Genomic DNA, 25,812 nt, shown 5'->3' with positions numbered 1-25,812 from the left:
ACCGGTCGGCGGCTCCGCCACTTGCGCTCGTTGCGGATAAACTTTCCCGTTGGGAGGATGCAGGCATTCAGGTCTGGAACACTCGACCGGGAGGTAGCGACGATGCTTTCAACCCTGGAAATCCAAAACATCATCGAACACAGCTTTCAACCGCTGGTCTGCACCTGCAGCGTGGCAGCGGATCAGTCGCTGACGATCCGTGTCTGCGATTGCATGACCGGCAGGGTCGAACTGCTGGCCAGCCATGTTCCGCTGTGGACGCTGGACAGCACCCATGCGCTGGCCACGCTGATTGCCGACATGCGTCTGGAAATCGAGACGCACAAGAGCCGGCAACCCCTGTAGCACATCTGATCCATCCCGCCCGCGAGCGACGGGCGGGATGGCCGAAAACTTCAGCAGGCGACCTTGCGGGATATTTCCTGAAAAGTGTGGCTGTCGGCGGCAATCAGCATCCGGCGCTGATCCTTGAGGGTGGCCAGGAACGTCACTTCGGTCTCGTGACCGGCCAGCATGAATCCGGCAATGGCGCCGATGGGCCCCAGCAGCATCGCACCGGCCACGCCATAGCCGATGGCATCCTTGAAGTTATTGATCGACTCTTCGTTGGCCACTTCCAGTGTCTTGATCGATGACAGCGGGAGGGTAAGACCCGGCCAGGGGTGCAGCGATGTTCTCAGTGTAAAGTTGCCGTCCCTGTACTCTCCGTCACCCTGCAGAAAGTCTCCCGCCAGGACTGTGATGTTGGCCATTACAGATCTCCTTTTCGGCATTCGGTGAACAACCATTTCGCGCCTGTATCCGGGTGTCGTCAATCGTCGGGCGATGAGTTGCGATGTGGCACAACGCCGCTGCTGTCGCCCGTGACTATGCTTGTCTCACACTGCAACACCTGTCGCGAAATTGGACGCCGGGCCACACCCCGGACGCTGGCAAAACGCAGTGATCTTCACGTAACTGCTTGATTGAACAGCTTATCGGCAAGCTGGCACGCTCCGTGTATTGCTCATGGCAGACGTTTCGCTTGTCTCCGTTCGTGCATCACCCCGAACGGCTGAAACCCTAAAAACGATAAGCCACAAAAATAAGAAAGCACCGTGCGAGGTTCGACGTTGATGAAGAGAAAACTCCGATCAGGCATGAGCGCCAGCCTGCTGGCCGTGGCCGCATGCGTAGCCCTGCATTCGCCCCACAGCCTGGCAGCCCGCGACGCCCAGACCATCCTCAAGGAAACCTGCCAGGGCTGTCACACCCCTGAGGCCGGCGACCGGTTGAGCCGCATCAGCCACCAGCGCAAGACCCCCGAAGGCTGGCTGATGAGCATCGCCCGGATGCAGACCATGCACGGTTTGCAGATCAGCGATGAAGACCGCCGCACGCTGGTCAAATACCTGGCCGACACCCAGGGCCTGGCGCCCAGCGAAACCGATGGCGTGCGTTATGCGCTGGAACGGCGGCTGAACACCGTCGAGCAGTTCGATGAGAAAACCAGCCAGATGTGCGGCCGCTGCCACTCCGGTGCGCGGGTCGCTCTGCAACGGCGTCCGGCCCAGGAATGGGAGCGTCTGGTGAATTTCCACCTCGGCCAATGGCCGTCGCTGGAGTATCAGGCGCTGGCCCGCGACCGTGACTGGTTCGATATCGCCCGCAAGGAAATGGTCCCGCTGCTGGCCAAGCGTTACCCGCTGGACAACCCGGCGTGGCAGACCTGGGTCAAAACCGCACCGAAAGCCGAAGCTTTGGTCGGCGACTGGAGCTTCAGCGGCCACCTGCCGGGCAAGGGTGAACTGGCCGGCACCATGAGTGTCACTGCCGATGGCAGTGACACCTTCAAGGTTATCGTCAAAGGTCAGTACGCCGATGGCAGCCCGTTCAACGGCGACGGCAGCGCAATTCTTTACAGCGGTTACGAGTGGCGCGGCAACGTGACCGTCGATGGCGTGACCATGCGTCAGGTGTTCGCCGCACAAGGCAACGCCATGCAGGGCCGGATGTTCGAGGCCGAGCACGATGAGCGCGGTTTGGACTTTGTCGCCGCCAGACAGGGCTCCCAGCGCTTGCTGGCGGTGCAGCCGGGTTACGTGAAGGCCGGCAGCGAAACCGAAGTGACCCTGATCGGCAGCGGTCTGAGCGGCAAGCCGAATTTCGGCAAAGGCGTAGACGTGGTCGAAGTGGTCGAGCAGAACGCCGACCGGATCAAGGTCAAAGTCAAAGCCGCATCCGATGCCCAGCCGGGTCTGCGCACCGTCAGCGTTGGCAGCCTGAAAGGCCCTAGCCTGTCGGTATACAGCAAGATTGCCTCGGTCAAAGTGGTGCCGGAGTTCTCGGTGGCACGGATCGGTGAGGGTGGCGGTTCGACGCCGAAAGTCCAGGGCCGTTTCGACGCCGAAGCCTGGGGCAAGGGCGCCGACGGCAAGCCGTATCGCATCGGCGTGTTCCCTGCGCAATGGAAAGTCGAAGCGTTCGACGAGCGCGCCAAAGAGGACGAGGACGTCAAGTTCGCCGGCACCATGCAGGCCGACGCGGGCGTGTTCACCCCGGGCGATGCCGGGCCGAATCCGGCACGCAAGATGTCCACCAACAACGCCGGCAACCTCAAGGTGATCGCCGCCGTCGACGACGCCGGGAAATCCCTGACCGGCGAAGGCCACCTGATCGTCACCGTGCAACGCTGGAACAATCCACCCATTCCCTGATGTTGAAACGTGAGTTGTCCTGGGCCACCGCGATTCAGACACTTTTCGGAATGACCGCAAGTCCCCCAAGCGGGGCTTGCACAGGAGGTTTGCAATGGGCGCTATCTTGAATCTGGTCGAACGCAACCTGCACGAAGTGCACGTCGACGCCGACCGCATGCTGTTCCACATCCCCAGCAGTTCGCTGTTCGCCAGTGATGAACTGACCGGCACCATCATCGATGCGTTGCGCGGCCCCGGTTGCTCTTCGGAAGACCTGATCCAGCGCCTCGGTGCGCGGTTCAACGGCGAGGAAATCAACGAGACCCTGCGTGAGCTGATCTCGCTGGAACTGGTCAGCGACGGCTCGCCGCTGACGCCGGACATCGCGGTCAAACGCGTCGAGCGCACGGCGATCAACACCGTGGTGCTCAACGTCAACACCGGCTGCAACCTGAGCTGCACCTACTGCTACAAGGAAGACCTCGACAAGCCGTCCGCCGGCAAGAAGATGGACGTCGAAACCGCCATCGCTTCGGTGGAAATGTTGCTGCGTGAGTCCCCCGACGAAGAGCGGTTCACCGTGGTGTTTTTCGGCGGCGAGCCGCTGAGCAATCGCAAGCTGATCGAGTACATGGTCGATTACTGCGAAAAGCGGTTTGCCGAAGCAGGCAAGTTCGTCGAGTTCGTGATGACCACCAACGCCACGCTGCTCACCGAAGAAACCGTGGACTACCTGAATGCCCACCGTTTCGGGCTCTCAGTGAGCATCGACGGGCCGAAAACCGTGCACGACCGCAACCGCATCACCGTGGGCGGGCAGGGCACCTATGACGTGGTGCGGCGCAAGGCCGAAATGCTGCTGTCGCGCTACAATAGCCGCCCGGTCGGCGCGCGCGTGACCCTGACCACCGGCGTCACCGACGTTGAAACCATCTGGGATCACCTGTTCAACGAACTGGGGTTCGCCGAGGTTGGATTTGCTCCGGTAACGTCCGGCGACATCAGCAGCTTCAACCTGACCACTGACGAATTGATCGAAGTGTTCGCCAGCATGAAACGCCTCGGTCGGCGTTATCTGGAGGCTGCGCTGGAGCACCGCAATATCGGTTTCTCCAACTTGCATCAGTTGATCACTGACATTCATGAAGGCCACAAAAAGGCCTTGCCGTGCGGCGCCGGGCTGAAGATGCTGGCGGTCGATCACAAGGGCGAACTGAACCTGTGCCATCGCTTCACTGGCTCGTCGCTGCCGACCTTCGGCAACGTCCACAGTGGCGTTAAACAGGTCGAGTTGAACGACTTCCTGTCCCAACGCCTGGATCGCACCAATACCGGTTGCCATGACTGTCAGATCCGTAACCTGTGCTCCGGCGGCTGCTACCACGAGAGCTATGCCCGCTACGGCGATCCGGCCCACCCGACCTATCACTACTGCGAACTGATGCGTGACTGGGTCGACTTCGGCATCGAGGTCTACACCCGGATCATGGCCAACAACCCTGCGTTCATCAGCAGCTACATCACTCCGCGCAAGGCTCACTGATATGAAACATCTCAAGGCAATCAATAACAAAGCGTTGAAGCTGGATCAGGCCGCGATTGATAACCGCATCGAAGAAGTGGTGGCGATGAGCTCGGTCGCGGGCTGCGCCTCGACCACCGACCCGGGTTGGGAAATCGATGCGTTCGGCGGGGTGTCGTCGCTGTGCCAGCCGATGGAAGCCGACCTGTATGGCTGCTCCGACCCATGCTGGTGGCCGGCCCAGGTGCCGGACATGATGAGCACCTACCCGGACTGGAACAAGGATGCCCAGGCGTCCAACGACAACTGGCGCAACCTCGGCACTGTCTTCCCGAAAGACAAGTGATCCCTAAGAAGAAGGATTCCAGCATGCACAACATCAAAGCCTGCGGCATCGCCGTACTCGCGGTTCTGAGCGCCTGTTCGCTCTCGGTTCTGGCCGATGAAAACACCGCGCTGCAAGACGGTCACGAGTACATGTTGACCACCAACTACCCGAACAACCTGCACGTCATCGACCTGGCGACCGACAGTTTGTACAAGACCTGCAAGATGCCCGATGCCTTTGGCCCCGGCACCGTGCAGCTGTCGCCGGATCGCAAGACCGCGTATGTGCTGAACAACCATTACGCCGATGTTTACGGTGTCGAGCTGGACAGCTGCAAGCAGGTGTTCCACGCCAGCATCACCCAGCAGCCGGGGGAGAAAGCGCGTTCGATGTTCGCCTTTACCGTCAGCCATGACGGCAAGGAGCTGTACACCATCGCCAACCCGACCCAGATGCTCAACGACCGCTACGAGGTCAAACAACCGCGTCTGGACGTGTACGCCACCGATGCCGGGATGGACGCCAAGCCGGTACGCAGCTTTCCGGCGCCACGGCAGTTGACGATCATGCAGAGCGGCGATGACGGCACGCTCTATGTGGCTGGCGCCGATGTGTACAAGGTCGATGTGAAGAGCGGCAAGTTCGACGTGCTGATCCCCAGCCGTCACTGGAAACGCCCGAATTACAGTGCGCCAGACGTGTTGTACGTGTGGAACCAGCAGACGTATCGGCATGACTTTTCGCTGCTGTACACGGCGGCGAAGTTCAAGGACAAGAAGCAGGATCCGGCCACCGCTGAATACCTGTACGGCTTGTTCAGCGTCGATCTGAAAACCGGCAAAACCGAAACCACCGATTTTGGTCCGCTGACCGAGATCTACTTCAGCGGCATGCGCTCACCGAAGGATCCGAACCTGATGTTCGGTGTGCTCAATCGTCTGGCCAAATACGACATCAAGCAGAAAAAACTGATCCAGGCGGCGACACTGGACCATTCCTACTACTGCATTTCGTTCAACAAGGACGGGAGCAAGATCTACCTGGCCGGGACGTTCAACGACGTGGCGATTTTTGATGCCGAAACCATGAAGCAGACCGGCAGCATCAAGTTGCCGGGTGGGGATATGGCGATTACCACGGCGCAGATCTTCGTTCGGTAATTAGCGGCGTCAGGGATGACGCCTTCGCGAGCAAGCCCGCTCCCACATTTGAAATGCGGTTCAAATGTGGGAGCGGGCTTGCTCGCGAAGGGGCTCTCTAAACCGCCCCGAAATCAGGCCCCAGGTACCGGGCAGCTCATGTCACCTTCCTCACATTTCAAATACTGCTTGAGCGCCTCGGTTCGCGTCTTGGTCACCGATGCGATGCAATTGTTGTAGATCAACGGATAAACACTCCCGCCTGCCACGCCGGATGCCGAAAACTTGCACTCGGCATCGCGAAACCCGATCCACGCCCGTTGCGCGCTCACCAGCAGTTTCTTGCCATCAGGGGTGTCCTTCAACCGAGCGGTAATCTGCTGATAAACCGTGTTCAACTCCTTGTCCGCCGCCTTGTTTTCCTGCGCGGCGCACTGATTCATCGTCGCCTGATCGCTGGCATTGGCGCAGTCCACGGCGGCGTGGGCAGTGGAGGTCAAAAACAATGGCGCCAGGGCCAGGAGCAGGCGTGGGTACATGGGGGTTCTCGCTGTAGTCATTGAAGATGCCGAGCAGTTTAGCGATTTCGTGGCGTTAACAAGGCTCGCGGTGCCTTGATGCGTTCAGCAACCGTTCTGCAGTTGCTGCAATTTCTTCTCCGTCATGCAGCTTCTCCAGCCACCCGGACGGGATTCCTTGGACGCCGTAATGGGCGCCGGCCAACTGGCCGACGATAGCGGCCGTGGTGTCCGCGTCATCGCCCAGATTTGCCGCTTGCAGGACGGCTGCGGCAAAGCTGTCGGTGTGCTGGAAGCACCATAATGCTGCTTCCAGGGATTCGATGCAGTAGCCACTGCCGCGAATGTCGCGCTCGGTCTTGTGCAGGTACTCGCCCCGGGCAATCGCCGCCACCCTGGTCTCGCTGAAGGCTGTTGGCGGCAGGGTGCGCAGTTGCGCTTTCGATGCGCCTTCCAGGGCTTTGCCGAGCAGTTCGGCGAGCAGTTGGCAGCACTCGATGGCCTCGGGCGCCGCGTGCGTAGTGCGTGAACTGTCGGCGGCGAATCGCCTGGTTTTCCGGGCATCGGGGAAATAAAACAGCACCACGGGCACCAGACGCATCAATGAGCCATTGCCGGCACTGTGCGGGTCAGTAGAGCCGGCAAACGGCTCTCCGGTGTGTTGATAGCGATCCAGCGCCTGACGCACCGTCATGCCGATATCGAAACATTCGCCGGTCGAACTCAGATAACCCCACTGCCACCAGTTCAGATAGCGGCCCATCTGGTCAGCAGCATCGAAGCCGTTTCTGTTCAGCAGACTTTCCGCCAGGCACAACGCCATCGAGGTGTCGTCGGTCCATTGACCGGGCTTCAGGCGAAACGGCCCGCCACCGACCATGTCGGTCAGGGGCGGGAAGCTGCCGCGAGGCTGGAATTCGACGGCGGTTCCCACTGCATCGCCGCAGGCCATACCGAGGAGGGCGCCGCGATAACGTTCGGGGAGGGAGGGCTGCATGATGACGTCCTTGTGTCGTTCGGTTCGCTGCAAACGTTATCAGTTTCGCCGCGCTGATCCGCTCGTATTCTGATGAACCGGCACCCCAAAATACTGCCGGATATTTCCATCAGCCCTGACGACTGCACTGGATTGATACAACTTCGCATTGGACATGTGGTCATACAAGCCTACTGTTCAAAACAGGAGGTGACGTATGAAACCAGTACCCAACAGCTTTGAACGTAAAATCATGCTCCGGTCGCCGCGCTCCCATGTCTGGCGCGCGCTGGTCGATGCCGAGGCGTTTGGCCAGTGGTTTGGCGTGGCCCTGGAGGGGCGGCGGTTTATCGCCGGCGAGTGGACCCAGGGGCAGGTCACGTACCCCGGTTATGAACATGTGCTCTGGAACGTGCTGGTGGAGCGGGTCGAGCCCCAGCAGTTGTTTTCCTTCCGCTGGCATCCCTATGCCGTGAACCCGAAAATCGACTACTCCCAGGAACCGACCACACTGGTCAAATTCGAGCTGCAGGACTATGAAAACGGCACGCTGCTGAAGGTCTCCGAGTCAGGTTTCGCGCATATTCCTGATGTGCGTCAGAAAGAGGCGTACTACATGGACAGCCGTGGCTGGGAGGAGCAATTGAGCAGGCTCGAACACTTTCTGGCGGAAACCGACCGGGCACGCGAGCGTGAAGGTGGCTGACCGCGACTGGTTTGATCCGTGGTTGAAGCGTTGGGCACTGGTGCCCGACGGTGTTCCGATCATCACGCCGGGCAGCAGGCTGTTGCCGGTGCGTCAGGGTGATTTACCGGTGATGCTGAAAGTCGCGGTGGACGATGAGGAAAGTACGGCAACCTGCTGATGACCTGGTGGGACGGTGAGGCTACCCGGATCATGTGCCGAGCCTTGGTCCGGCTGGACGCACCGCGACCGACGCCGCCACCGCCGGACAGCTGAAAGTCGCGGATCTGGCGGCTTCTGCACTCAACGCCCGACACGCCTAAGGGTTTTCGGAAGGGGCGCTATAGCGAATGTCTTACACGCGCTGGTAGCTTTATCGACTATTGCCAATTGGATCCACAGCGTAATCTAGCCTCATCAACTGAAGCACAGGGAGTGTTTCAGGATCATGGATGATCGACCATATGCAAGGATCGCTGCCGACAGGGAGTCGATAATGGTCTTGGGAAAAACCCGCTTCGGCGGGTTTTTTTTCGCGTGTGGAAAAGTGCCGTGCCCAAACAGAAACACCGCCGATCTGGCGGTGTTTCTGCATCTGCCGATATTACGAGGCGATCAACTGCCGCAGCACGTAATGCAGGATCCCACCGGACTTGAAGTACTCCACCTCGTTCAGGGTGTCGATGCGGCACAGCACTTCGATTTTCTCCTGATGCCCGTTTTCGCGGGTGATGACCAGGGTCAGGTTCATCCGTGGCGTCAGCTCGACACCGCTCAGACCCTGAATATCCAGGGTTTCCTTGCCGGTGAGGTTCAGGCTCTTGCGATTCTGATCGAGCTTGAACTGTAACGGCAGCACGCCCATGCCCACCAGGTTGGAACGGTGGATCCGCTCGAAGCTTTCGGCGATCACCGCTTTCACGCCCAGCAGGTTGGTGCCCTTGGCCGCCCAGTCGCGGCTGGAGCCGGTGCCGTATTCTTGCCCGGCAATGACCACCAGCGGGGTGCCCGAGGCCTGATAACGCATGGCCGCGTCGTAGATCGCCAGTTTTTCGCCGGTCGGAATGTAGATCGTGTTGCCACCTTCTTCGCCGCCGAGCATTTCGTTGCGGATACGGATGTTGGCGAAGGTGCCGCGCATCATCACTTCGTGGTTGCCCCGGCGCGAGCCGTAGGAGTTGAAGTCCCGTGGCTCGACGCCTTGTTCGCGCAGGTAACGCCCGGCCGGGCTGTCGGCCTTGATGTTGCCGGCGGGTGAGATGTGGTCGGTGGTCACCGAATCGCCCAACAGTGCCAGCACCCGCGCGCCTTCCACATCGGCGATCACCGGCAAAGGCCCGGCAATGTCATCGAAGAACGGTGGATGCTGGATGTAGGTCGAGTCCGTCTGCCAGACGTAGGTTGCAGCTTGTGGCACTTCGATGGCTTGCCACTGCTCGTCACCGGCAAACACTTCGGCATATTCCTTGTGGAACATCGCTGTGTTGACCTGATTTACCGCGTCGGCGATTTCCTTGCTGCTCGGCCAGATATCACGCAGGTAAACCGGATTGCCCTGCTGGTCGTTGCCCAGCGGCTCACTACTGATATCGGTGCGCACACTGCCGGCCAGGGCGTAGGCGACGACCAGCGGTGGTGATGCAAGCCAGTTGGTTTTCACCAGCGGATGCACCCGGCCTTCGAAATTGCGGTTGCCGGACAGCACCGACGCCACGGTCAGATCGGCTTTCTGGATGGCTTTTTCGATCGGTTCCGGCAGCGGTCCGGAGTTGCCGATGCAGGTGGTGCAACCATAACCGACCAGTGAAAACCCGAGCTGATCGAGGTACTGCGTCAACCCGGCGGCTTTGTAGTAATCGGTGACAACCTTCGAACCCGGTGCCAATGAACTCTTCACCCACGGCTTGCGCGTCAGGCCTTTCTCCACGGCTTTTTTCGCCAGCAGACCGGCAGCCATCATCACGCTCGGGTTGGAGGTATTGGTGCAGGACGTGATCGCGGCAATCACCACCGCACCGTTTTTCAGGCGATAGGTGTGGCCATCATCCTCGTAATCGGTTTCACCGACCAGATCGGCATTGCCCACCGCGACACCGCCACCGCCCTCGCTTTCCAGGCGTCCTTCTTCCTTGCTGGTGGGTTTGAATTGCAAATCGAGGAAGTCACTGAACGCCTGGCCGACATTCGGCAGCGAGACGCGATCCTGCGGACGTTTCGGCCCGGCGAGGCTGGCTTCGACGCTGCCCATGTCCAGCGCCAGGCTGTCGGTGAACACCGGTTCCTGACCGGGCAGGCGCCACAGGCCCTGAGCTTTGGTGTACGCCTCGACCAGTTTCACCACTTCAGCCGGGCGGCCGGACAGGCGCAAGTATTCGAGGGTCACGTCATCGACCGGGAAGAAACCGCAGGTCGCGCCATATTCCGGGGCCATGTTGGCGATGGTCGCGCGGTCGGCCAGCGGCAGGTCGGCGAGGCCGTCGCCGTAGAACTCGACGAATTTGCCGACCACGCCTTTCTTGCGCAGCATCTGGGTCACCGTCAGCACCAGGTCGGTGGCGGTGATGCCTTCCTTGAGCTTGCCGGTGAGTTTGAAACCGATCACCTCGGGAATCAGCATCGACACCGGTTGCCCGAGCATCGCCGCTTCCGCCTCGATCCCGCCGACACCCCAGCCGAGTACGCCCAGACCGTTGATCATGGTGGTGTGAGAGTCGGTGCCGACCAGCGTGTCGGGAAAGGCATAGGTGCGGCCGTCTTCGTCCTTGGTCCACACGGTGCGCCCGAGGTATTCGAGGTTGACCTGGTGGCAGATCCCGGTGCCCGGCGGCACCACGCTGAAGTTGTCGAAGGCGCTCTGGCCCCAGCGCAGGAAGGCGTAGCGTTCGCCGTTGCGCTGCATTTCGATGTCGACGTTCTGTTCGAAAGCGCTGGCGCTGGCGAATTTATCGACCATCACCGAGTGGTCGATCACCAGATCCACCGGTGACAGCGGGTTGATTCGCTGCGGATCACCGCCGGCCTTGGCCATGGCGGCGCGCATCGCGGCCAGATCGACGACGGCGGGGACGCCGGTAAAATCCTGCATCAGCACCCGGGCAGGGCGATACTGGATTTCCCGGTCGGAGCGACGCTCCTTGAGCCACGCGGCAAGCGCCTTGAGGTCGGCGCCGGTGACGGTTTTTTCATCTTCCCAGCGCAGCAGGTTTTCCAGCAGGACTTTCAGCGACATGGGCAGCCTGTCGAGATCGCCCAAGGTCTTGGCGGCATCCGGCAGGCTGAAATAGTGGTAAGTCTTGTCATCGACTTTCAGGGTTTTCAGAGAATTCAGACTATCGAGGGACGGCATTACGATCACTCCTTTGAGTCCGCACGGCTACGGACTGAGGGGACGGGCAGAGCTATCAACGTAGCCCTGTTTTCAGTAGCTGGCTAATAACTGGACTCTATGGGCAAGTCCAAGGTTCCGACATGGGCTATCATGCGCCGGTTTTCGTGACAGGCTTTGCTTTTACGCAAGCCTGGACATCGCGCAGGGGATGAATGACCGCCCCCGCCCAGGAGTAAGAATGAACACCCTATTCATGCATTGCCGGCCGGGCTTCGAAGGCGAAGTCTGCTCGGAGATTTCCGATCTCGCCGCCCGACTGAACGTAGCCGGCTACGCCAAGGCCAAACCGGCGACCGCTTGCGCCGAGTTTGTCTGCACCGAAGAAGACGGCGCCGAGCGCCTGATGCGCGGTCAGCGTTTCGCCGAGCTGATCTTCCCGCGCCAGTGGGCTCGCGGGTTTTTCATCGATTTGCCGGAAAACGATCGCATCAGCGTGATCCTCGCGCACATGGCCGAATTCCCGGTGTGCGGCAGTCTGTGGCTGGAAGTCGTCGACACCAACGACGGCAAGGAACTGTCGAATTTCTGCAAGAAGTTCGAAGGCCCGCTGCGCAAGGCCCTGATCGGCGCCGGCAAACTGGTGGACGACGCCAGCAAGCCGCGTTTGCTGCTGACCTTCAAGAGCGGCCGTGAAGTGTTTCTCGGTCTGGCCGATGCCGGTAACTCGGCGATGTGGCCGATGGGCATTCCCCGTTTGAAGTTTCCGCGTGAGGCGCCGAGCCGTTCCACGTTGAAGCTGGAGGAGGCCTGGCACCACTTCATCCCCCGCGATCAGTGGGAAGATCGCCTGCACAGCGACATGACCGGCGTCGACCTCGGCGCGGCGCCGGGGGGCTGGACCTGGCAACTGGTCAATCGCGGCATGCTGGTGACGGCCATCGACAACGGCCCGATGGCCGAGAGCCTGATGGACACCGGTCTGGTGCAGCACTTGATGGCTGACGGTTTCACATTCAAACCGAAGCAACCGGTGGACTGGATGGTCTGCGACATCGTCGAAAAACCGGCACGCAATGCGGCGATGCTCGAAGAATGGATCGGCGAGGGCCATTGCCGGGAAGCGGTGGTCAACCTGAAGTTGCCGATGAAGCAGCGTTACGCCGAAGTGAAGCGTCTGCTCGAGCGCATTGCCGATGGTTTCAAGGCCCGCGGGATCAAGGTCGATATCGGCTGCAAGCAGCTGTACCACGACCGCGAGGAAGTGACCTGCCATTTGCGCCGCCATGACGTGAAGAAAGCCAAAGCCCGCTGAGCGCGCGACAGGTGACCGAACACCCGGCATTGGGCGACAATGCCGGCCAGTTTCAGGAGTGAATCATGAGTGAAATGATCAATACGCCGGTCGACGGCACCCTCGACGCTACGGGCCTAAACTGCCCGGAGCCGGTGATGATGCTGCACCAGCACATCCGTGACCTGGTGCCCGGCGGCCTGCTGAAGGTGATCGCCACCGACCCGTCGACCCGCCGCGACATCCCCAAGTTCTGCGTGTTTCTCGACCATGAACTGGTAGGTCAGCACGAAGAGGCCGGGACCTATCTGTACTGGATCCGCAAGAAGTCCGGTTGATCGAAAGGCAAAAAAAAGACCTGCAAATGCAGGTCTTTTTTTATGGCCGGTCAGCCCATCGAGCGGCTGATGCGAATGCGTTTGCGCGCACTGCGCGTCAGGCGGATCGACAGCATCAGCGCCGCGCAGCTGAGTCCGACGATCAGGCCTTCCCACAAACCGCTCGGGCCGCGAGGTTCGCCGAACCAGTCGGTCAGGCCGAGGGCGTAACCCACCGGCAGGCCGATGCCCCAATAGGCGAACAAGGTCAGGATCATCGTCACCCGCGTGTCCTGATAACCGCGCAGGGCGCCAGCGGCGGTGACCTGGATCGCATCGGAGAACTGGAACAGCGCCGAATACACGATCAGCATCGCCGCGATGTGGATCACCATCGGATCAGAGGTATAGATCGCCGCGATGTGCTCGCGCATCAGCAACATCATGCTCGCCGACAGGCAGGCGTAGGCCAGCGCAGTGCCCATGCCGACACCCGCGGCGAAACGTGCTTCGCGGGGTTCTTCACGGCCCAGAGCCTGGCCGACACGCACGGTCACGGCCATGCCCAGCGAGTATGGAATCATGAACACCAGCGAGCTGACGTTCAGCGCGATCTGGTGTCCGGCCACCACCGTGGCGCCAAGGCTGCCGATCAGCAGCGCGATCACCGCGAAGATGCTCGACTCGGCAAACACCGCGATGCCGATCGGCAGACCGATGGCCAGCAACCGCTTGATCACTGCCCATTGCGGCCAGTCGAAACGGCTGAACAGTTCGCTCGACTTGTAGGCCGGGGCCCAGCGCTCATAACCGGCCAGGCCCAGCGCCATCACCCACATCACGATCGCCGTGGCCCAGCCGCAACCGACGCCGCCCATGGCCGGCACGCCGAAGTGGCCATAAATGAACACGTAGTTGAGCGGAATGTTCAGCGCCAGACCGCACAGGCCCAGCACCATCGCCGGGCGGGTGCGACCGAGGCCGTCACTGGTGCAGCGCAGCACATGGTAGAAGGCCACGGCCGGCAGACCGCTGGCGATGCCGTGCAGGTATTGCATGCATGGGCCGATCAGTTCCGGATCGACTTTCATCAGGTGCAGAACCGGTTCGGCGCAGAACAGCAGGGTGGTCGCCATCAGTCCGACCACCAGAGCCAGCCACAAGGCCTGACGCACGATCGGGCCGATCTCGCTGTGAGTACCCGCGCCGAAGCGCTGGGCGACTTTCGGCGTGGTGGCCAGCAGGGTGCCGGTCATCAGCAGAAACACCGGCACCCAGATCGAGTTGCCCAGCGCCACGGCCGCCAGATCCTTGGGCCCTACGCGCCCGGCCATCACCGCATCGACGAAGCCCATGGCGGTGGTTGCCAGTTGCGCGATCATGATCGGCAGGGCCAGGCCGAGCAGATTCTTCAGCTCCAGGCGAACCCGGGCAGGGCGGTTAAGGGAAACGGCGTCAGGGCGTTCGGTTACGGAGTTCACAGGCAAAGCGTCCACAGGGGGTTGATGCGCAAGGCCGGGCATTCTACGCCGCTGACACAATGGTCAGGAAAATTCCTCTGTTGCGGATTTGTAAACAACAGCCTGCTGGCTCATCGCAGTCCCAGCGCCTACACTGCCGATCCGCCCAAGGAGCCCCGCCATGCTGATTGTTGCCGACGAAAATATCCCGTTGCTCGATGCCTTTTTTGCCGGTTTTGGAGAAATCCGCCGGGTGCCGGGCCGTTCCATTGACCGGGCCACGGTCGAACAGGCCGACGTGCTGCTGGTGCGCTCAGTGACTAACGTCAACCGTGCGTTGCTGGAAGGCAGCAAGGTGCGTTTTGTCGGCACCTGCACCATCGGCACCGATCATCTGGACCTCGATTATTTCAACGAGGCCGGCATCACCTGGTCCAGCGCGCCCGGCTGCAACGCCCGGGGCGTGGTGGATTACGTGCTGGGCAGCCTGATGACGCTCGCCGAAATCGAAGGCGTCGACCTGACGCAGCGCACCTATGGCGTGATCGGCGCCGGTGAAGTCGGCGGTCGCCTGATCAAGGTACTCAAGGGGCTGGGCTGGCACGTGAAAGTCTGCGATCCGCCGCGTCAGGCGGCCGAGGGCGGCGACTATGTCAGCCTGGAGCAGATCATCGAGCAATGCGACGTGATCAGCTTGCACACGCCGCTGACCCGCAGCGGTGAAGGTGCGACCTGGCACTTGTTCGACGAGTCACGTTTGCAACAACTCAAACCCGGTACCTGGCTGATCAACGCCGCCCGTGGCCCGGTGGTGGATAACGTCGCATTACGCAAAGTGCTGCTGGAGCGAGAAGACCTGCAAGCGGTGCTTGACGTCTGGGAAGCCGAGCCGCAAGTCGATGTGGCGCTGGCCGAACTCTGTGTGCTGGCCACTCCGCACATCGCCGGTTACAGCCTCGATGGCAAACAGCGCGGCACGGCGCAGATCTATCAGGCTTACTGCGAATTCATCGGTCAGCCGGCCAGCATTCAGCTCGGCGATCTGTTGCCGGCACCGTGGTTGTCGGAAGTTTCCCTGCATGCCGACAGCGATCCGGCCTGGGCGCTGGCGATGTTGTGCCGAGGCGTGTACGACCCGCGCCGGGACGATGCGGATTTTCGCAGCACCCTGTTGGGCAGCGTCGGCGAGCAACGCGCGGCGTTCGATGTGTTGCGCAAGCAGTATCCGGTGCGTCGCGAAATCGAAGGGTTGAAAGTAAGAATTGAGGGGGATTCACCAGCCCTGCGGCAGATCGTGTCGGCATTGGGGGCGGTGGCCGTTTAAACACCGGACAGAAAAAACCCGGCCTGCAAGGGCCGGGTCAGGAAGACGGTGGCTATATCACTTTTGTTCGGCAGGCTTGACCAATCGCTTCTCCAGTTCGCGGCAGGCGTTCTGGATCATGTCTTCAGTGATTGGCACTTCGCGCCCATCCTTATCGATAATCGAGCAACCCAGAGGTTGGCCGGGCTTGGTGCGGATCACTTGAATCTTGTCGTCGCTGCTGTGTTGCAAGGACATGGCCTGTCTCCTCATCAGGTTGTGTAAGCACAATAAAACCGTCAGGTGACCAGGCTGTGACAACTCCCTTCGATCTTTCCGGAACGGTATCTCCACTCAAGCAGAAATGACCGTTCGTCTCAACCCGGGCATTAGACCGATAGCATCTAGGAGGTAGTCTGGCCGGTCATAATTAACCTGACTCATTGTGATTTGCAGAGTTCCACCCCATTTGAGTCTGTAGGCTGGCCCTATCCATCAGCACACGACGTGAACCTGAATGATCCCGATGCTTTCCTCGCGCCACCGCCGGGCCCTGCGCCTGACCAGTCATTTTCTTGCGCCCTATCGCTGGCAGGCCTTCGGTGCGCTACTCGCATTGATTGTCACGGCCGGTATTACGCTGTCGATGGGGCAGGGCATCAAGCTGCTGGTCGATCAGGGCTTCATGACCCAGTCGCCGCACCTGCTCAATCAGTCCATTGGCCTGTTCATGCTCTTGGTGCTGGGGCTCGCGGTCGGCACCTTTGCCCGGTTTTATCTGGTGTCATGGATTGGCGAACGGGTGGTGGCGGACATTCGTCGGCAGGTGTTCAACCATCTGGTTTACCTGCATCCCGGGTTTTATGAGGACAACCGCAGTTCGGAAATCCAGTCGCGCCTGACCGCTGACACGACATTGCTGCAATCGGTGATCGGCTCGTCGCTGTCGTTGTTCCTGCGCAATTTACTGATGGTCATTGGCGGTGTCGTGTTGCTGTTCATCACCAATGCCAAGCTCACCAGCATCGTGGTGATTGCGCTGCCGCTGGTGATTGCGCCGATCCTGATTTTCGGGCGACGGGTACGTAATCTCTCGCGATTGAGCCAGGACCGGATCGCCGACATTGGCAGTTACGTGTCGGAAACCCTCGGCCAGATCAAGACTGTTCAGGCCTACAACCATCAGGTGCAGGACGAACAGCGTTTCGCCTCCACTGTCGAGCAGGCATTCGAAACGGCGCGCAAACGGATTTTCCAGCGGGCCTGGCTTATTACGCTGGTGATTGTGCTGGTGCTCGGCGCCGTGGCGGTGATGTTGTGGGTCGGTGGCATGGACGTGATCGCCGGGCGAATATCTGCCGGTGAACTGGCGGCGTTCGTGTTCTATAGCCTGATCGTCGGCAGTGCGTTCGGCACGTTGAGCGAAGTGATCGGCGAATTGCAGCGCGCAGCGGGCGCCGCCGAGCGCATCGCCGAATTGTTGCGTTCGCAGAACATTATCCAACCGCCCAAAGATGGACTTGTGACCTTGCCGGAGCGGATCAAGGGCGAACTGGCGTTGCAGGACGTGCGCTTTTCCTACCCTTCGCGTCCCGAAAGCTATGCCGTTGACGGCTTGAGTCTGACGGTCAATGCGGGCGAAACCCTCGCGCTGGTCGGGCCGTCCGGTGCGGGCAAGTCCACGGTGTATGACTTGCTGTTGCGCTTTTACGATCCCCGCGAAGGGCAAATCCTGATAGATGGTGTGCCGTTGAGGAGTCTTGATCCGCTGGACCTGCGCCGCTGTTTTGCACTGGTTTCGCAGACCCCGGCGCTGTTCTTCGGCAGTGTCGAAGAAAACATTCGCTACGGTTGCCCGACCGCCACGCCGGAGCAAGTCCGGGAAGCCGCGAAAATCGCTCACGCCCACGACTTCATCGAGCAAATGCCCGACGGCTACCAGACCCACCTGGGCGACGGCGGCCTCGGCCTGTCAGGCGGGCAACGCCAGCGTCTGGCCATCGCCCGGGCGTTGCTGGTCGACGCGCCGATCCTTCTGCTCGATGAAGCCACCAGCGCCCTCGACGCACAGAGCGAACACCTGATCCAGCAAGCATTGCCCAGCCTGATGCAAAACCGCACCACGCTGGTCATCGCCCACCGGTTGGCGACGGTGAAAAACGCCGACCGGATCGCGGTGATGGATCAGGGCAAACTGGTGGCGATTGGCACGCATCAGGAGCTGATCGCCAGCAATCCGCTGTATGCGCGGTTGGCGGCGTTGCAGTTCAGTGATGGACATCAGGCTTCGACCGACCCAGTAACCGACTGAGTAACCGACCCTGTAGCCGACCCGCTCAAGCGCCATAAAAAATGCCCGCATCGATCGATGCGGGCATTTTTGTTTACGCCGATCTGTCAGCCAGGCGCTGAAGGATCACTGATCGTCAAAGTACCGCTCATGCCAATCCACCAGCGGTTGCGGCGAGTTGAGTTTCTGGCCGTAGATCACCGAATAGGACAGCACGTTCTGCACGTACTGGCGGGTTTCGTCGAACGGGATGCTTTCCACCCAGACGTCGAAGCTCAGGTGGTCGGCGCCACGCAGCCACTGGCGCACGCGGCCGGGGCCGGCGTTGTAGGCGGCGGAGGCGAGCACGCGGTTGCCGTTGAACTGGCTGTGCACCTGACTCAGGTAGGCGGCGCCGAGCTGGATGTTCTTGTCCGGATCGAGCACCTGCTGTGGCGAGGCCATCGGAATGCTGAACTTGCGCGCGGTTTCCTTGGCGGTGCCGGGCATCAGTTGCATCAGGCCGCTGGCGCCGACGCCGGAGCGGGCGTCGTCCATGAAGGCGCTTTCCTGACGGGTGATGGCGAACACCCAGCTCGAGTGCAGGCCACGGACCTTGGCTTCACGCACGAGGGTGTCGCGGTGGGCCATCGGGAAGCGGATGTCCAGGTCGTCCCAGTATTGCGCCTGGCTGATGGTGCGGATCGCCGGGAAGTACCACTTCAGGTCATAAGCCAGTTTGGCCTGGGCGACCATTTCGTCGCGATTGAAGTGACGGCTGACGTGATACCACTCGCGACGGCCGTCGACGATCTGCCCGCGGGCATGGAATTCCAGTGCACGGCGAACACCGGGGGTGTTGCGCACCTTGTTGATGATGGCCTGGCTGAGCACCAGCGGTTTGTTGACCAGCGAATAGGGCTGCTGCGAACGGTCGGCGGCGAGGAAACCGTAGAAGTCCCGCTCCCGCGCCAGACCTTTGTACAGCGTTTGTGCTTCGGGGTTCTGCGGTTGCGCCAGTTCCAGGCTGCGGGCCTGCCAGTAGCGCCAGCGGTTGGTGGTCGCCAGATCCTGCGGCAGGCGACGGGTCAACTGATAGGCATCGTCCCAGCGTGCCAGACGCAGCAGCAGACGCAGGCGCCATTCGGACACGGTGTTATCGCGCAGTTCCGGGTCATATTTGGTCATCACGTCCAGGGCGCGGCTGTCGAAGCGACGGGCCAGGGTCAGACCGATTTCCCGGGCGATGGCGACTTTTTCATCCCGGGAGAAATGCATGCTGCTGGCGTAGCCATCGAGCAGATCCATGGCCTTGTCCGGATCCTGACGGGCCAGACGGCGCAGGCCGAGGCTGACGATGTCCGACATCGGTTCGTCGGCCGGGGTGAAGCGCGACGGCTGGTTGAGCAGTTCAGGTTTTTGCGCCACATCCACCAACAGGCGCCCGCGAGGGGCGAGGGTGGTCAGGCCATTGACCAGGCTGTTGGCCAGCGGATAGTTGCGTGTCTGTGCGGCGAGTTTGGTGCGCTCCCAGCGTTTTTGCTCGGTCAGTTGACCGTCGGCGGCCCAGATCCCGAACAGCGCATCACACGCGGCAGGCTGCGATTTGCCGGTCAGCCACAGTTTGTCGGCGTTGGCGTAACCCTCGGCCTTGTGGCCGCTGCTGATCTGGTACTGCGCGTTCAGACAGTCCAGTTCGGTGAAGTTGAGCTTCGGGTCGTAATACTTGACGAACGTCGCCCAGTCGCCACGATCGGCCAGCCAGCGCAACCAGCGCAACTTCATCCAGTTGGCCTGAGGCAGATCACCGTGTTCGGCGAGGAACTTTTCGATTTCCGCGTTGCTGGCAGTCTTGAGGCGGGCGGTCAGCTCGTCGTAGGCCAGGTACGGCTCAAGCGGGTAGTCGGCGAGGGCCTGGCTGTAACGGAAATACGGGCCGGTGTCGCCCTTGGCCAGGGCGCGCTTGGCCTCATCGTAATACTGACGCTGGGTGGACAGGTCCACCGCCTGGGCGGATTGAGCAGCAGCGGCGGTGAGTAGCAAACAGGACAAAACACTGAGAAGGCGACTGCGCATGAGACATCCGGGCAGAGAAATCATGACAAGTGCCAGCGTGGGCGGCACTGAATTGTCTGTAGCTTAGCCTTTTGCCAGCAGACGGCGAAAGCTTTGCCGGCCTTGCGGCACAAGATCGCAACAAATGTTGTGCAGAGTACGTCAGCGGTGAAATTGCCGGCCTGTTCGGCCCTCGATTCAGGTAGAATGCGCGCCCGGTTTTTGGAGAAGCTCATGACCCTGCTCAAATTCAGCGATGTGTCCCTTGCATTCGGCGCGATGCCGTTGTTGGACAAGGTGTCCTGGCAGATCGCCCGTGGTGAGCGGGTGTGCATCATCGGTCGCAACGGCACTGGCAAGTCCAGCATGATGAAACTGGTCAAGGGCGACCAGAAGCCTGATGACGGCTCGGTGTGGCGTGCCCCCGGTCTGAAAATCGGTGAATTGCCGCAGGAATTGCCGGTGGCCGACGAGCGGACGGTGTTCGACGTGGTCGCCGAAGGCCTCGACGGTGTGGGCGCCTTGCTCGCCGAATACCATCACCTGAGCCAGAACATCGTCACCGACGCCGACCTGGAAAAGCTGATGCACGTCCAGCACGACCTCGAAGCCCGTGACGGCTGGCGCTTGCAGACTCTGGTCGACAGCACCTTGAGCCGCCTGCAACTGCCGGCCGACAAGACCCTCGCCGAGTTGTCCGGCGGCTGGCGTCGTCGCGTGCTGCTGGCGCAGGCGCTGGTATCCGAGCCGGATCTGCTGCTGCTCGACGAGCCAACCAACCACCTGGACATTGGTGCAATTGCCTGGCTTGAAGAAGCCTTGAAGGATTTCCAGGGCGCCGTGTTGTTCATCACGCACGACCGTTCCTTCCTGCAAAACCTCGCCACCCGCATCCTCGAACTGGATCGCGGCGGCCTGATCGACTGGAACGGCGACTACGCCAGTTTCCTGGTTCACAAGGAAGCCGCACTGGCTGCCGAAGAAACGGCCAACGCGCTGTTCGACAAGCGTCTGGCGCAGGAAGAGGTGTGGATCCGTCAGGGCATCAAAGCCCGGCGTACCCGTAACGAAGGCCGGGTTCGCGCACTGAAAGCGTTGCGCGTCGAGCGTAGCGAGCGTCGTGAGCGTACCGGCAAAGCCAACATCCAGCTGGAAACTGCCGAGAAGTCTGGCAAGCAGGTGATGGTGCTGGATAACGTGAGCTTCGCGCATCCGGGCGGCCCGTTCCTGATTCGCGATTTCTCGATGGTGCTGCAGCGCGGCGACCGGATCGGCCTGCTTGGTGCCAACGGCACCGGCAAGACCACCCTGCTGAAACTGATGCTCAGCGGCCTGCAACCGACCAGCGGCAAAGTGGAAGAGGGCACCCGGATCGATGTGGCCTACTTCGATCAGCTGCGTCATCAGCTGGATCTGGAAAAGACCGTGATCGACAACGTCGCCGAGGGTCGCGACTTCATCGACATCGACGGCCAGAGCCGCCACGTGCTCAGCTACCTCGGCGACTTCCTGTTCAGCCCGCAGCGTGCCCGCACGCCGGTGAAAGCGTTGTCCGGTGGTGAGCGCGCGCGTCTGCTGCTGGCCAAACTGTTCAGCAAGCCTGCGAACCTGCTGGTGCTCGACGAACCGACCAACGATCTGGACGTGGAAACCCTCGAGCTGCTCGAAGAAGTGTTGCTGACTTTCAACGGCACCGTACTGATGGTCAGCCACGACCGGGCATTCCTCGACAACGTGGTCACCAGCACTCTGGTCTTCGAAGGTGAAGGCAAGGTTCGCGAGTACGTTGGCGGCTATCAGGACTGGATCCGCCAGGGCGGTTCGCCGCGTCTGTTGGGCGTGACCGAAAGCAAATCCGGCAAGGCCGACCTGAATTCGGCGGTGGTCACTGCCGAACCGGCTCCGGTTGCCGCACCAGTCGCGGCGGCCCCGGCGGCGAAGAAAAAGCTGAGCTACAAGCTTCAGCGCGAGCTGGAAGCGCTGCCGGGCGACATCGATGCCAAGGAACAGCAGATCGCTGCTGTCGAGGCTGAAATGGCTGAGGCTGGTTTCTATCAGCGTCCGCCGGCCGAGACGGCCAAGGTGATTGCTTCACTGGAGCAATTGCAGGCTGAGCTGGATGCGCTGGTGGAGCGTTGGGCCGAGCTGGACGCCTGATTGTTTCAAGGCATGAAAAAGCCCGGCATCCAGTAATGGGTGCCGGGCTTTTCAGCTTTTCACAAGCGAGTGGGATCAGCGTTTGACCAGGTGCACCGCCAGCACATCGCAAGGCGCGCCGTGCAGGACATCGTTGGCGGTCGAGCCCAATAGCAGCGCCAAACCGTGTCGGCCATGGCTGCCGACCACGATCAGGTCGCACTGCTGTTCCTTGGCGAAATGGTGGATTTCCTGACGGGGCTGGCCGTAGGTCAGGTGGCAGTTGGCGCCTTCGAGTTCGGTGTACTTGTGCTTCAGGCGTTCAAGACGTTCCTTGGCCTGATCGAACTGCTGTTGTTGCAGTTGTGACAGATCCATCGGCACGTCACCGCCGAAGGCCATGGCCATCGGTTCGACGATATGCACCAGCGACAGCTTGGCGCCATTGCTCACCGACAGCTCTCGGGCGCGGTGGATCACAGGGTCGCACTCTTCGGTCAGATCTACGGCGACCAGGATATGGTGGTAGGGCATGAGGTGCTCCTCGTGAGGGATCAATATTGGTAAGTATGGCTGGTTTCAAGCGCATTGGTTCCAGCGTCACGCAATGGGCTCATTCAAAATCGGCGCATTTAAAAACGGGAGTAGAGATATGACGGTCTGGCTGGTGGTGTCAATCCTGCTGGTGGTGTTGAGTCCGCTGGCATGGTTGCGTCCGTCCCGCGCACAGAGTGGCCGGATAGCCTTGCGCACGGAGGCCCGGCGCATCGGGCTGGCCATGCAGCTGGCGCCTCAGGAGTGGCCGCACTGGTTGAGCCAGGAGCCGCCAAACCCGTGTGCGCAATACCACCGGCCGCGACGCAGCAGGCAGCCTGCGTGCTGGACGTATTGGCAGAAATCCCCGGGTGTGTGGGTCAATCAGTGGCAGGAAGCCTGTGACGATCCACTTTTGCTGAATCATTTCGAAAAATTGCCGGGCAACGTGTTCAAGGTTGAGGCCGACAAACAGATGATTGCGCTCTATTGGGGCGAGAAGGGTGACGCTTCGGTTCTGCTGGAAATTGATGCAACGCTGAAAGCGCTGGCATGATTCGCTGAAGTTTCGCGCTGCAACGGTGCGAAACGTCTGGCAGACGAGCAATAAAAAGCCCGACATGATTCATCGGGCGGGGTTGGCCAGGCAGGCCGGAAATTCTTTTCAGTGCTGATTCCGAGTGATCCGGTCAGCAGACGTGCGTCTGTTTTCCTTCGTAGTCCCGCCAGCGTAGCCTGTTAAACAAGGCTTGCAGCGAATTAGGGCGACTTTTCTAACTATTAATCTTATGAATGCCCTGACATGCAGGCATGTGTGGCCGGGCTGCGTCTTACAGAAATGACCGCAAAGTCGCATTTCAACCCGTATTTAGGGCGATTGACAATTGTCGGAAATTCCGTGAAGGTGGCGTACCCAAATCAAACGGGCGTATGAATTGAGCGTTTGTATTGCAGACTGCTCCTACAGAATCCCGACTATCGCGTTGGCGGGTGTGCCGGGTGGATTGGTGTCAGCATTGACGAAAAAGCGTCCTGCCGAGCCATTCGCCTGCGTCCGACGTGTACTGTTCAGCTTCCATATCGTGGAGATCAGTTGATGATTTACGAAGGTAAAGCCATCACGGTTAAAGCTCTTGAAAGTGGCATCGTCGAATTGAAATTCGACCTCAAGGGTGAGTCCGTCAACAAGTTCAACCGTCTTACCCTGAACGAACTGCGTCAGGCCGTAGACACCATCAAGGCAGATGCTTCGATCAAGGGCGTGATCGTCAGCAGTGGCAAGGACGTGTTCATCGTCGGCGCCGACATCACCGAATTTGTCGACAACTTCAAGCTGCCGGATGCCGAGCTGGTTGCAGGCAATCTCGAAGCCAACAAGATCTTCAGCGATTTCGAAGACCTCAACGTTCCGACCGTGGCCGCGATCAACGGCATCGCCCTGGGTGGCGGTCTGGAAATGTGCCTGGCAGCGGACTACCGCGTCATGTCCACCAAGGCCAAGATCGGTCTGCCGGAAGTCAAGCTGGGCATCTACCCGGGCTTCGGCGGTACCGTGCGTCTGCCGCGCCTGATCGGTGCCGACAACGCCATCGAGTGGATTGCCGCCGGCAAGGAAAACCGTCCTGAAGACGCGCTCAAAGTCGGCGCCGTCGATGCGGTGGTTGCTCCCGAGAAGCTGCAGGATGCTGCCCTTGAACTGATCAAGCGCGCCATCTCCGGCGAGTTTGACTACAAGGCCAAGCGTCAGCCGAAGCTGGAAAAGCTCAAGCTGAACGCCATTGAACAAATGATGGCTTTCGAAACTGCCAAGGGTTTTGTGGCTGGCCAGGCCGGCCCGAACTACCCGGCCCCGGTTGAAGCGATCAAGACTATCCAGAAAGCCGCGAACTTCGGTCGCGACAAGGCGCTGGAAGTCGAAGCCGCAGGTTTCGTGAAACTGGCCAAGACCTCTGCCGCGCAGAGCTTGATTGGACTGTTCCTGAACGATCAGGAACTGAAGAAAAAGGCCAAGGCCTACGACGAAATCGCCAAGGACGTGAAGCAGGCTGCCGTGCTGGGCGCCGGCATCATGGGTGGCGGTATCGCTTATCAGTCGGCGTCCAAAGGCACGCCGATCCTGATGAAGGACATCAATGAACACGGCATCGAGCAAGGTCTGGCGGAAGCCGCCAAGCTGCTGGTCGGTCGCGTTGATAAAGGCCGCATGACCGCTGCGAAAATGGCTGAAGTGCTCAACGGCATTCGTCCGACCCTGTCCTACGGCGATTTCGGTCACGTCGACCTGGTCGTGGAAGCCGTGGTCGAGAACCCGAAGGTCAAGCAAGCCGTTCTGGCGGAAGTCGAAGACAAGGTCAAAGAGGACACCATCCTCGCGTCCAACACCTCGACCATTTCCATCAGCCTGCTGGCCAAGGCCCTCAAGCGTCCGGAAAACTTCGTCGGCATGCACTTCTTCAACCCGGTGCACATGATGCCGCTGGTGGAAGTGATTCGTGGCGAGAAATCCAGCGAACAGGCGATTGCCACCACCGTTGCCTACGCCAAGAAAATGGGCAAGAACCCGATCGTCGTCAACGACTGCCCCGGCTTCCTGGTCAACCGCGTACTGTTCCCGTACTTCGGCGGTTTCGCCAAGCTGGTCAGCGCCGGTGTGGACTTCGTCCGTATCGACAAGATCATGGAAAAATTCGGCTGGCCGATGGGCCCGGCGTACCTGATGGACGTGGTCGGCATCGACACCGGTCACCACGGTCGTGACGTGATGGCTGAAGGCTTCCCGGACCGCATGAAGGACGACCGTCGTTCGGCCATCGACGTGCTTTACGAAGCCAAGCGTCTGGGTCAGAAGAACGGCAAGGGCTTCTACGCCTACGAGGCCGACAAGAAAGGCAAGCAGAAGAAGGTTGCTGATCCGTCGGTACTGGAAGTGCTCAAGCCGATCGTCTACGAGCAGCGTGAAGTCACTGACGAAGACATCATCAACTGGATGATGATCCCGCTGTGCCTGGAAACCGTGCGTTGCCTGGAAGACGGCATCGTCGAAACTGCTGCCGAAGCCGACATGGGTCTGGTCTACGGTATCGGTTTCCCTCCATTCCGTGGCGGTGCGCTGCGCTACATCGATTCGATCGGTGTTGCCGAGTTCGTTGCCCTGGCCGACCAGTACGCTGATTTGGGCGCGCTGTACCACCCGACCGCGAAGCTGCGCGAAATGGCCAAGAACGGCCAGAGCTTCTTCGGTTAAGCGCCCCCAACTAGAGTGAGAGTGAACTT

At 60.5% G+C, this 25,812-nt stretch carries 22 protein-coding genes; 14 read left to right on the top strand and 8 right to left on the bottom strand.

Annotated elements, in window-relative coordinates:
• Nucleotides 1-102 precede the first annotated feature (102 nt).
• On the top strand, nt 103-345 hold the full coding sequence (locus ACSPX5_RS14430; protein ID WP_169431234.1) for a DUF1652 domain-containing protein: 243 nt from the start codon (nt 103-105) through the stop codon (nt 343-345).
• Between the two features lie 50 nt (nt 346-395).
• Here the strand turns inward: ACSPX5_RS14430 and ACSPX5_RS14425 are convergent, their stop codons facing one another.
• Nucleotides 396-752 (bottom strand): hypothetical protein, encoded by a 357-nt coding sequence (locus ACSPX5_RS14425; RefSeq protein ID WP_169431233.1) that lies wholly within the window; start codon nt 750-752, stop codon nt 396-398.
• A 363-nt stretch (nt 753-1,115) separates the two neighbouring features.
• On the opposite strand from ACSPX5_RS14425, the gene peaA reads away from it, so the two are divergent.
• From peaA to peaD, 4 genes are all read left to right on the top strand, one after another.
• Nucleotides 1,116-2,696 (top strand): quinohemoprotein amine dehydrogenase subunit alpha, encoded by a 1,581-nt coding sequence (peaA, locus tag ACSPX5_RS14420; protein WP_439821985.1) that lies wholly within the window; start codon nt 1,116-1,118, stop codon nt 2,694-2,696.
• A 94-nt stretch (nt 2,697-2,790) separates the two neighbouring features.
• Nucleotides 2,791-4,221: a quinohemoprotein amine dehydrogenase maturation protein gene (gene peaB / locus ACSPX5_RS14415; RefSeq protein ID WP_085608195.1), complete on the top strand. Its 1,431-nt coding sequence runs from the start codon at nt 2,791-2,793 to the stop codon at nt 4,219-4,221.
• 1 nt (nt 4,222) lies between these two features.
• Nucleotides 4,223-4,546 carry a quinohemoprotein amine dehydrogenase subunit gamma gene (gene qhpC, locus ACSPX5_RS14410; RefSeq protein WP_007953094.1) on the top strand — a complete coding sequence of 108 codons (324 nt, stop codon included), beginning with the start codon at nt 4,223-4,225 and terminating at the stop codon, nt 4,544-4,546.
• A 23-nt stretch (nt 4,547-4,569) separates the two neighbouring features.
• Complete coding sequence (peaD, locus tag ACSPX5_RS14405; RefSeq protein ID WP_439821984.1) at nt 4,570-5,688, top strand: quinohemoprotein amine dehydrogenase subunit beta; 1,119 nt, start codon at nt 4,570-4,572, stop codon at nt 5,686-5,688.
• 113 nt (nt 5,689-5,801) lie between these two features.
• Here peaD and ACSPX5_RS14400 read toward each other — a convergent pair whose 3' ends face one another.
• Nucleotides 5,802-6,206 carry a lysozyme inhibitor LprI family protein gene (locus ACSPX5_RS14400; RefSeq protein WP_439821983.1) on the bottom strand — a complete coding sequence of 135 codons (405 nt, stop codon included), beginning with the start codon at nt 6,204-6,206 and terminating at the stop codon, nt 5,802-5,804.
• Nucleotides 6,207-6,261: 55 nt separating this feature from the next.
• Nucleotides 6,262-7,182: an ADP-ribosylglycohydrolase family protein gene (locus ACSPX5_RS14395; protein ID WP_439821982.1), complete on the bottom strand. Its 921-nt coding sequence runs from the start codon at nt 7,180-7,182 to the stop codon at nt 6,262-6,264.
• A gap of 196 nt (nt 7,183-7,378) precedes the next feature.
• On the opposite strand from ACSPX5_RS14395, the gene ACSPX5_RS14390 reads away from it, so the two are divergent.
• Both ACSPX5_RS14390 and ACSPX5_RS14385 read left to right on the top strand, forming a co-directional pair.
• Nucleotides 7,379-7,867 carry an SRPBCC family protein gene (locus tag ACSPX5_RS14390; RefSeq protein WP_085713126.1) on the top strand — a complete coding sequence of 163 codons (489 nt, stop codon included), beginning with the start codon at nt 7,379-7,381 and terminating at the stop codon, nt 7,865-7,867.
• Nucleotides 7,860-8,027, top strand: a complete 168-nt coding sequence (locus ACSPX5_RS14385) for a hypothetical protein (RefSeq protein ID WP_439821981.1) — start codon at nt 7,860-7,862, stop codon at nt 8,025-8,027. Before ACSPX5_RS14390 ends, ACSPX5_RS14385 begins: the two co-directional genes overlap by 8 nt.
• 423 nt (nt 8,028-8,450) lie before the next feature.
• Here the strand turns inward: ACSPX5_RS14385 and acnA are convergent, their stop codons facing one another.
• On the bottom strand, nt 8,451-11,192 hold the full coding sequence (gene acnA / locus ACSPX5_RS14380; protein ID WP_439821980.1) for an aconitate hydratase AcnA: 2,742 nt from the start codon (nt 11,190-11,192) through the stop codon (nt 8,451-8,453).
• Nucleotides 11,193-11,412: 220 nt separating this feature from the next.
• Between acnA and rlmM the strand changes: the two genes are divergently transcribed.
• On the top strand, nt 11,413-12,486 hold the full coding sequence (rlmM, locus tag ACSPX5_RS14375; RefSeq protein WP_439821979.1) for a 23S rRNA (cytidine(2498)-2'-O)-methyltransferase RlmM: 1,074 nt from the start codon (nt 11,413-11,415) through the stop codon (nt 12,484-12,486).
• Nucleotides 12,487-12,551: 65 nt separating this feature from the next.
• The gene (gene tusA, locus ACSPX5_RS14370) at nt 12,552-12,803 is read left to right on the top strand and encodes a sulfurtransferase TusA (RefSeq protein WP_011335204.1); all 252 of its coding nucleotides are present in this window, start codon (nt 12,552-12,554) and stop codon (nt 12,801-12,803) included.
• 50 nt (nt 12,804-12,853) lie between these two features.
• On the opposite strand, the gene ACSPX5_RS14365 is transcribed toward tusA, so the two are convergent.
• Nucleotides 12,854-14,263 (bottom strand): MATE family efflux transporter, encoded by a 1,410-nt coding sequence (locus ACSPX5_RS14365; protein WP_169431226.1) that lies wholly within the window; start codon nt 14,261-14,263, stop codon nt 12,854-12,856.
• A gap of 160 nt (nt 14,264-14,423) precedes the next feature.
• Here ACSPX5_RS14365 and pdxB point away from each other — a divergent pair, with 160 nt between their 5' ends.
• Nucleotides 14,424-15,566, top strand: a complete 1,143-nt coding sequence (pdxB, locus tag ACSPX5_RS14360) for a 4-phosphoerythronate dehydrogenase PdxB (protein WP_439821978.1) — start codon at nt 14,424-14,426, stop codon at nt 15,564-15,566.
• A 57-nt stretch (nt 15,567-15,623) separates the two neighbouring features.
• Here pdxB and ACSPX5_RS14355 read toward each other — a convergent pair whose 3' ends face one another.
• On the bottom strand, nt 15,624-15,803 hold the full coding sequence (locus tag ACSPX5_RS14355; RefSeq protein ID WP_065260694.1) for a PA1571 family protein: 180 nt from the start codon (nt 15,801-15,803) through the stop codon (nt 15,624-15,626).
• A gap of 259 nt (nt 15,804-16,062) precedes the next feature.
• Between ACSPX5_RS14355 and ACSPX5_RS14350 the strand changes: the two genes are divergently transcribed.
• Entirely contained in the window at nt 16,063-17,856 is a 1,794-nt protein-coding gene (locus tag ACSPX5_RS14350) for an ABC transporter transmembrane domain-containing protein (RefSeq protein WP_439821977.1), read from the top strand.
• Nucleotides 17,857-17,961: 105 nt separating this feature from the next.
• Here ACSPX5_RS14350 and ACSPX5_RS14345 read toward each other — a convergent pair whose 3' ends face one another.
• A complete protein-coding gene (locus tag ACSPX5_RS14345) occupies nt 17,962-19,890 on the bottom strand; it encodes a transglycosylase SLT domain-containing protein (protein ID WP_169431223.1) in 1,929 nt (642 codons plus the stop codon).
• Between the two features lie 213 nt (nt 19,891-20,103).
• On the opposite strand from ACSPX5_RS14345, the gene ACSPX5_RS14340 reads away from it, so the two are divergent.
• Complete coding sequence (locus tag ACSPX5_RS14340) at nt 20,104-22,026, top strand: ATP-binding cassette domain-containing protein (protein ID WP_169431222.1); 1,923 nt, start codon at nt 20,104-20,106, stop codon at nt 22,024-22,026.
• A gap of 75 nt (nt 22,027-22,101) precedes the next feature.
• Here ACSPX5_RS14340 and ACSPX5_RS14335 read toward each other — a convergent pair whose 3' ends face one another.
• Nucleotides 22,102-22,539: a universal stress protein gene (locus ACSPX5_RS14335; protein ID WP_011335197.1), complete on the bottom strand. Its 438-nt coding sequence runs from the start codon at nt 22,537-22,539 to the stop codon at nt 22,102-22,104.
• Between the two features lie 118 nt (nt 22,540-22,657).
• On the opposite strand from ACSPX5_RS14335, the gene ACSPX5_RS14330 reads away from it, so the two are divergent.
• Together ACSPX5_RS14330 and fadB are read left to right on the top strand one after the other, a co-directional pair.
• Entirely contained in the window at nt 22,658-23,095 is a 438-nt protein-coding gene (locus ACSPX5_RS14330) for a hypothetical protein (protein WP_169431221.1), read from the top strand.
• A 540-nt stretch (nt 23,096-23,635) separates the two neighbouring features.
• The gene (fadB, locus tag ACSPX5_RS14325) at nt 23,636-25,783 is read left to right on the top strand and encodes a fatty acid oxidation complex subunit alpha FadB (RefSeq protein ID WP_074689251.1); all 2,148 of its coding nucleotides are present in this window, start codon (nt 23,636-23,638) and stop codon (nt 25,781-25,783) included.
• Nucleotides 25,784-25,812 lie beyond the last annotated feature (29 nt).

Origin of the sequence: Pseudomonas sp. HLG18 (genome assembly GCF_051903985.1) — a bacterium.
GTDB lineage: Bacteria > Pseudomonadota > Gammaproteobacteria > Pseudomonadales > Pseudomonadaceae > Aquipseudomonas > Aquipseudomonas fluorescens_BT.
This window is presented reverse-complemented; position numbering and strand designations above follow the sequence as displayed.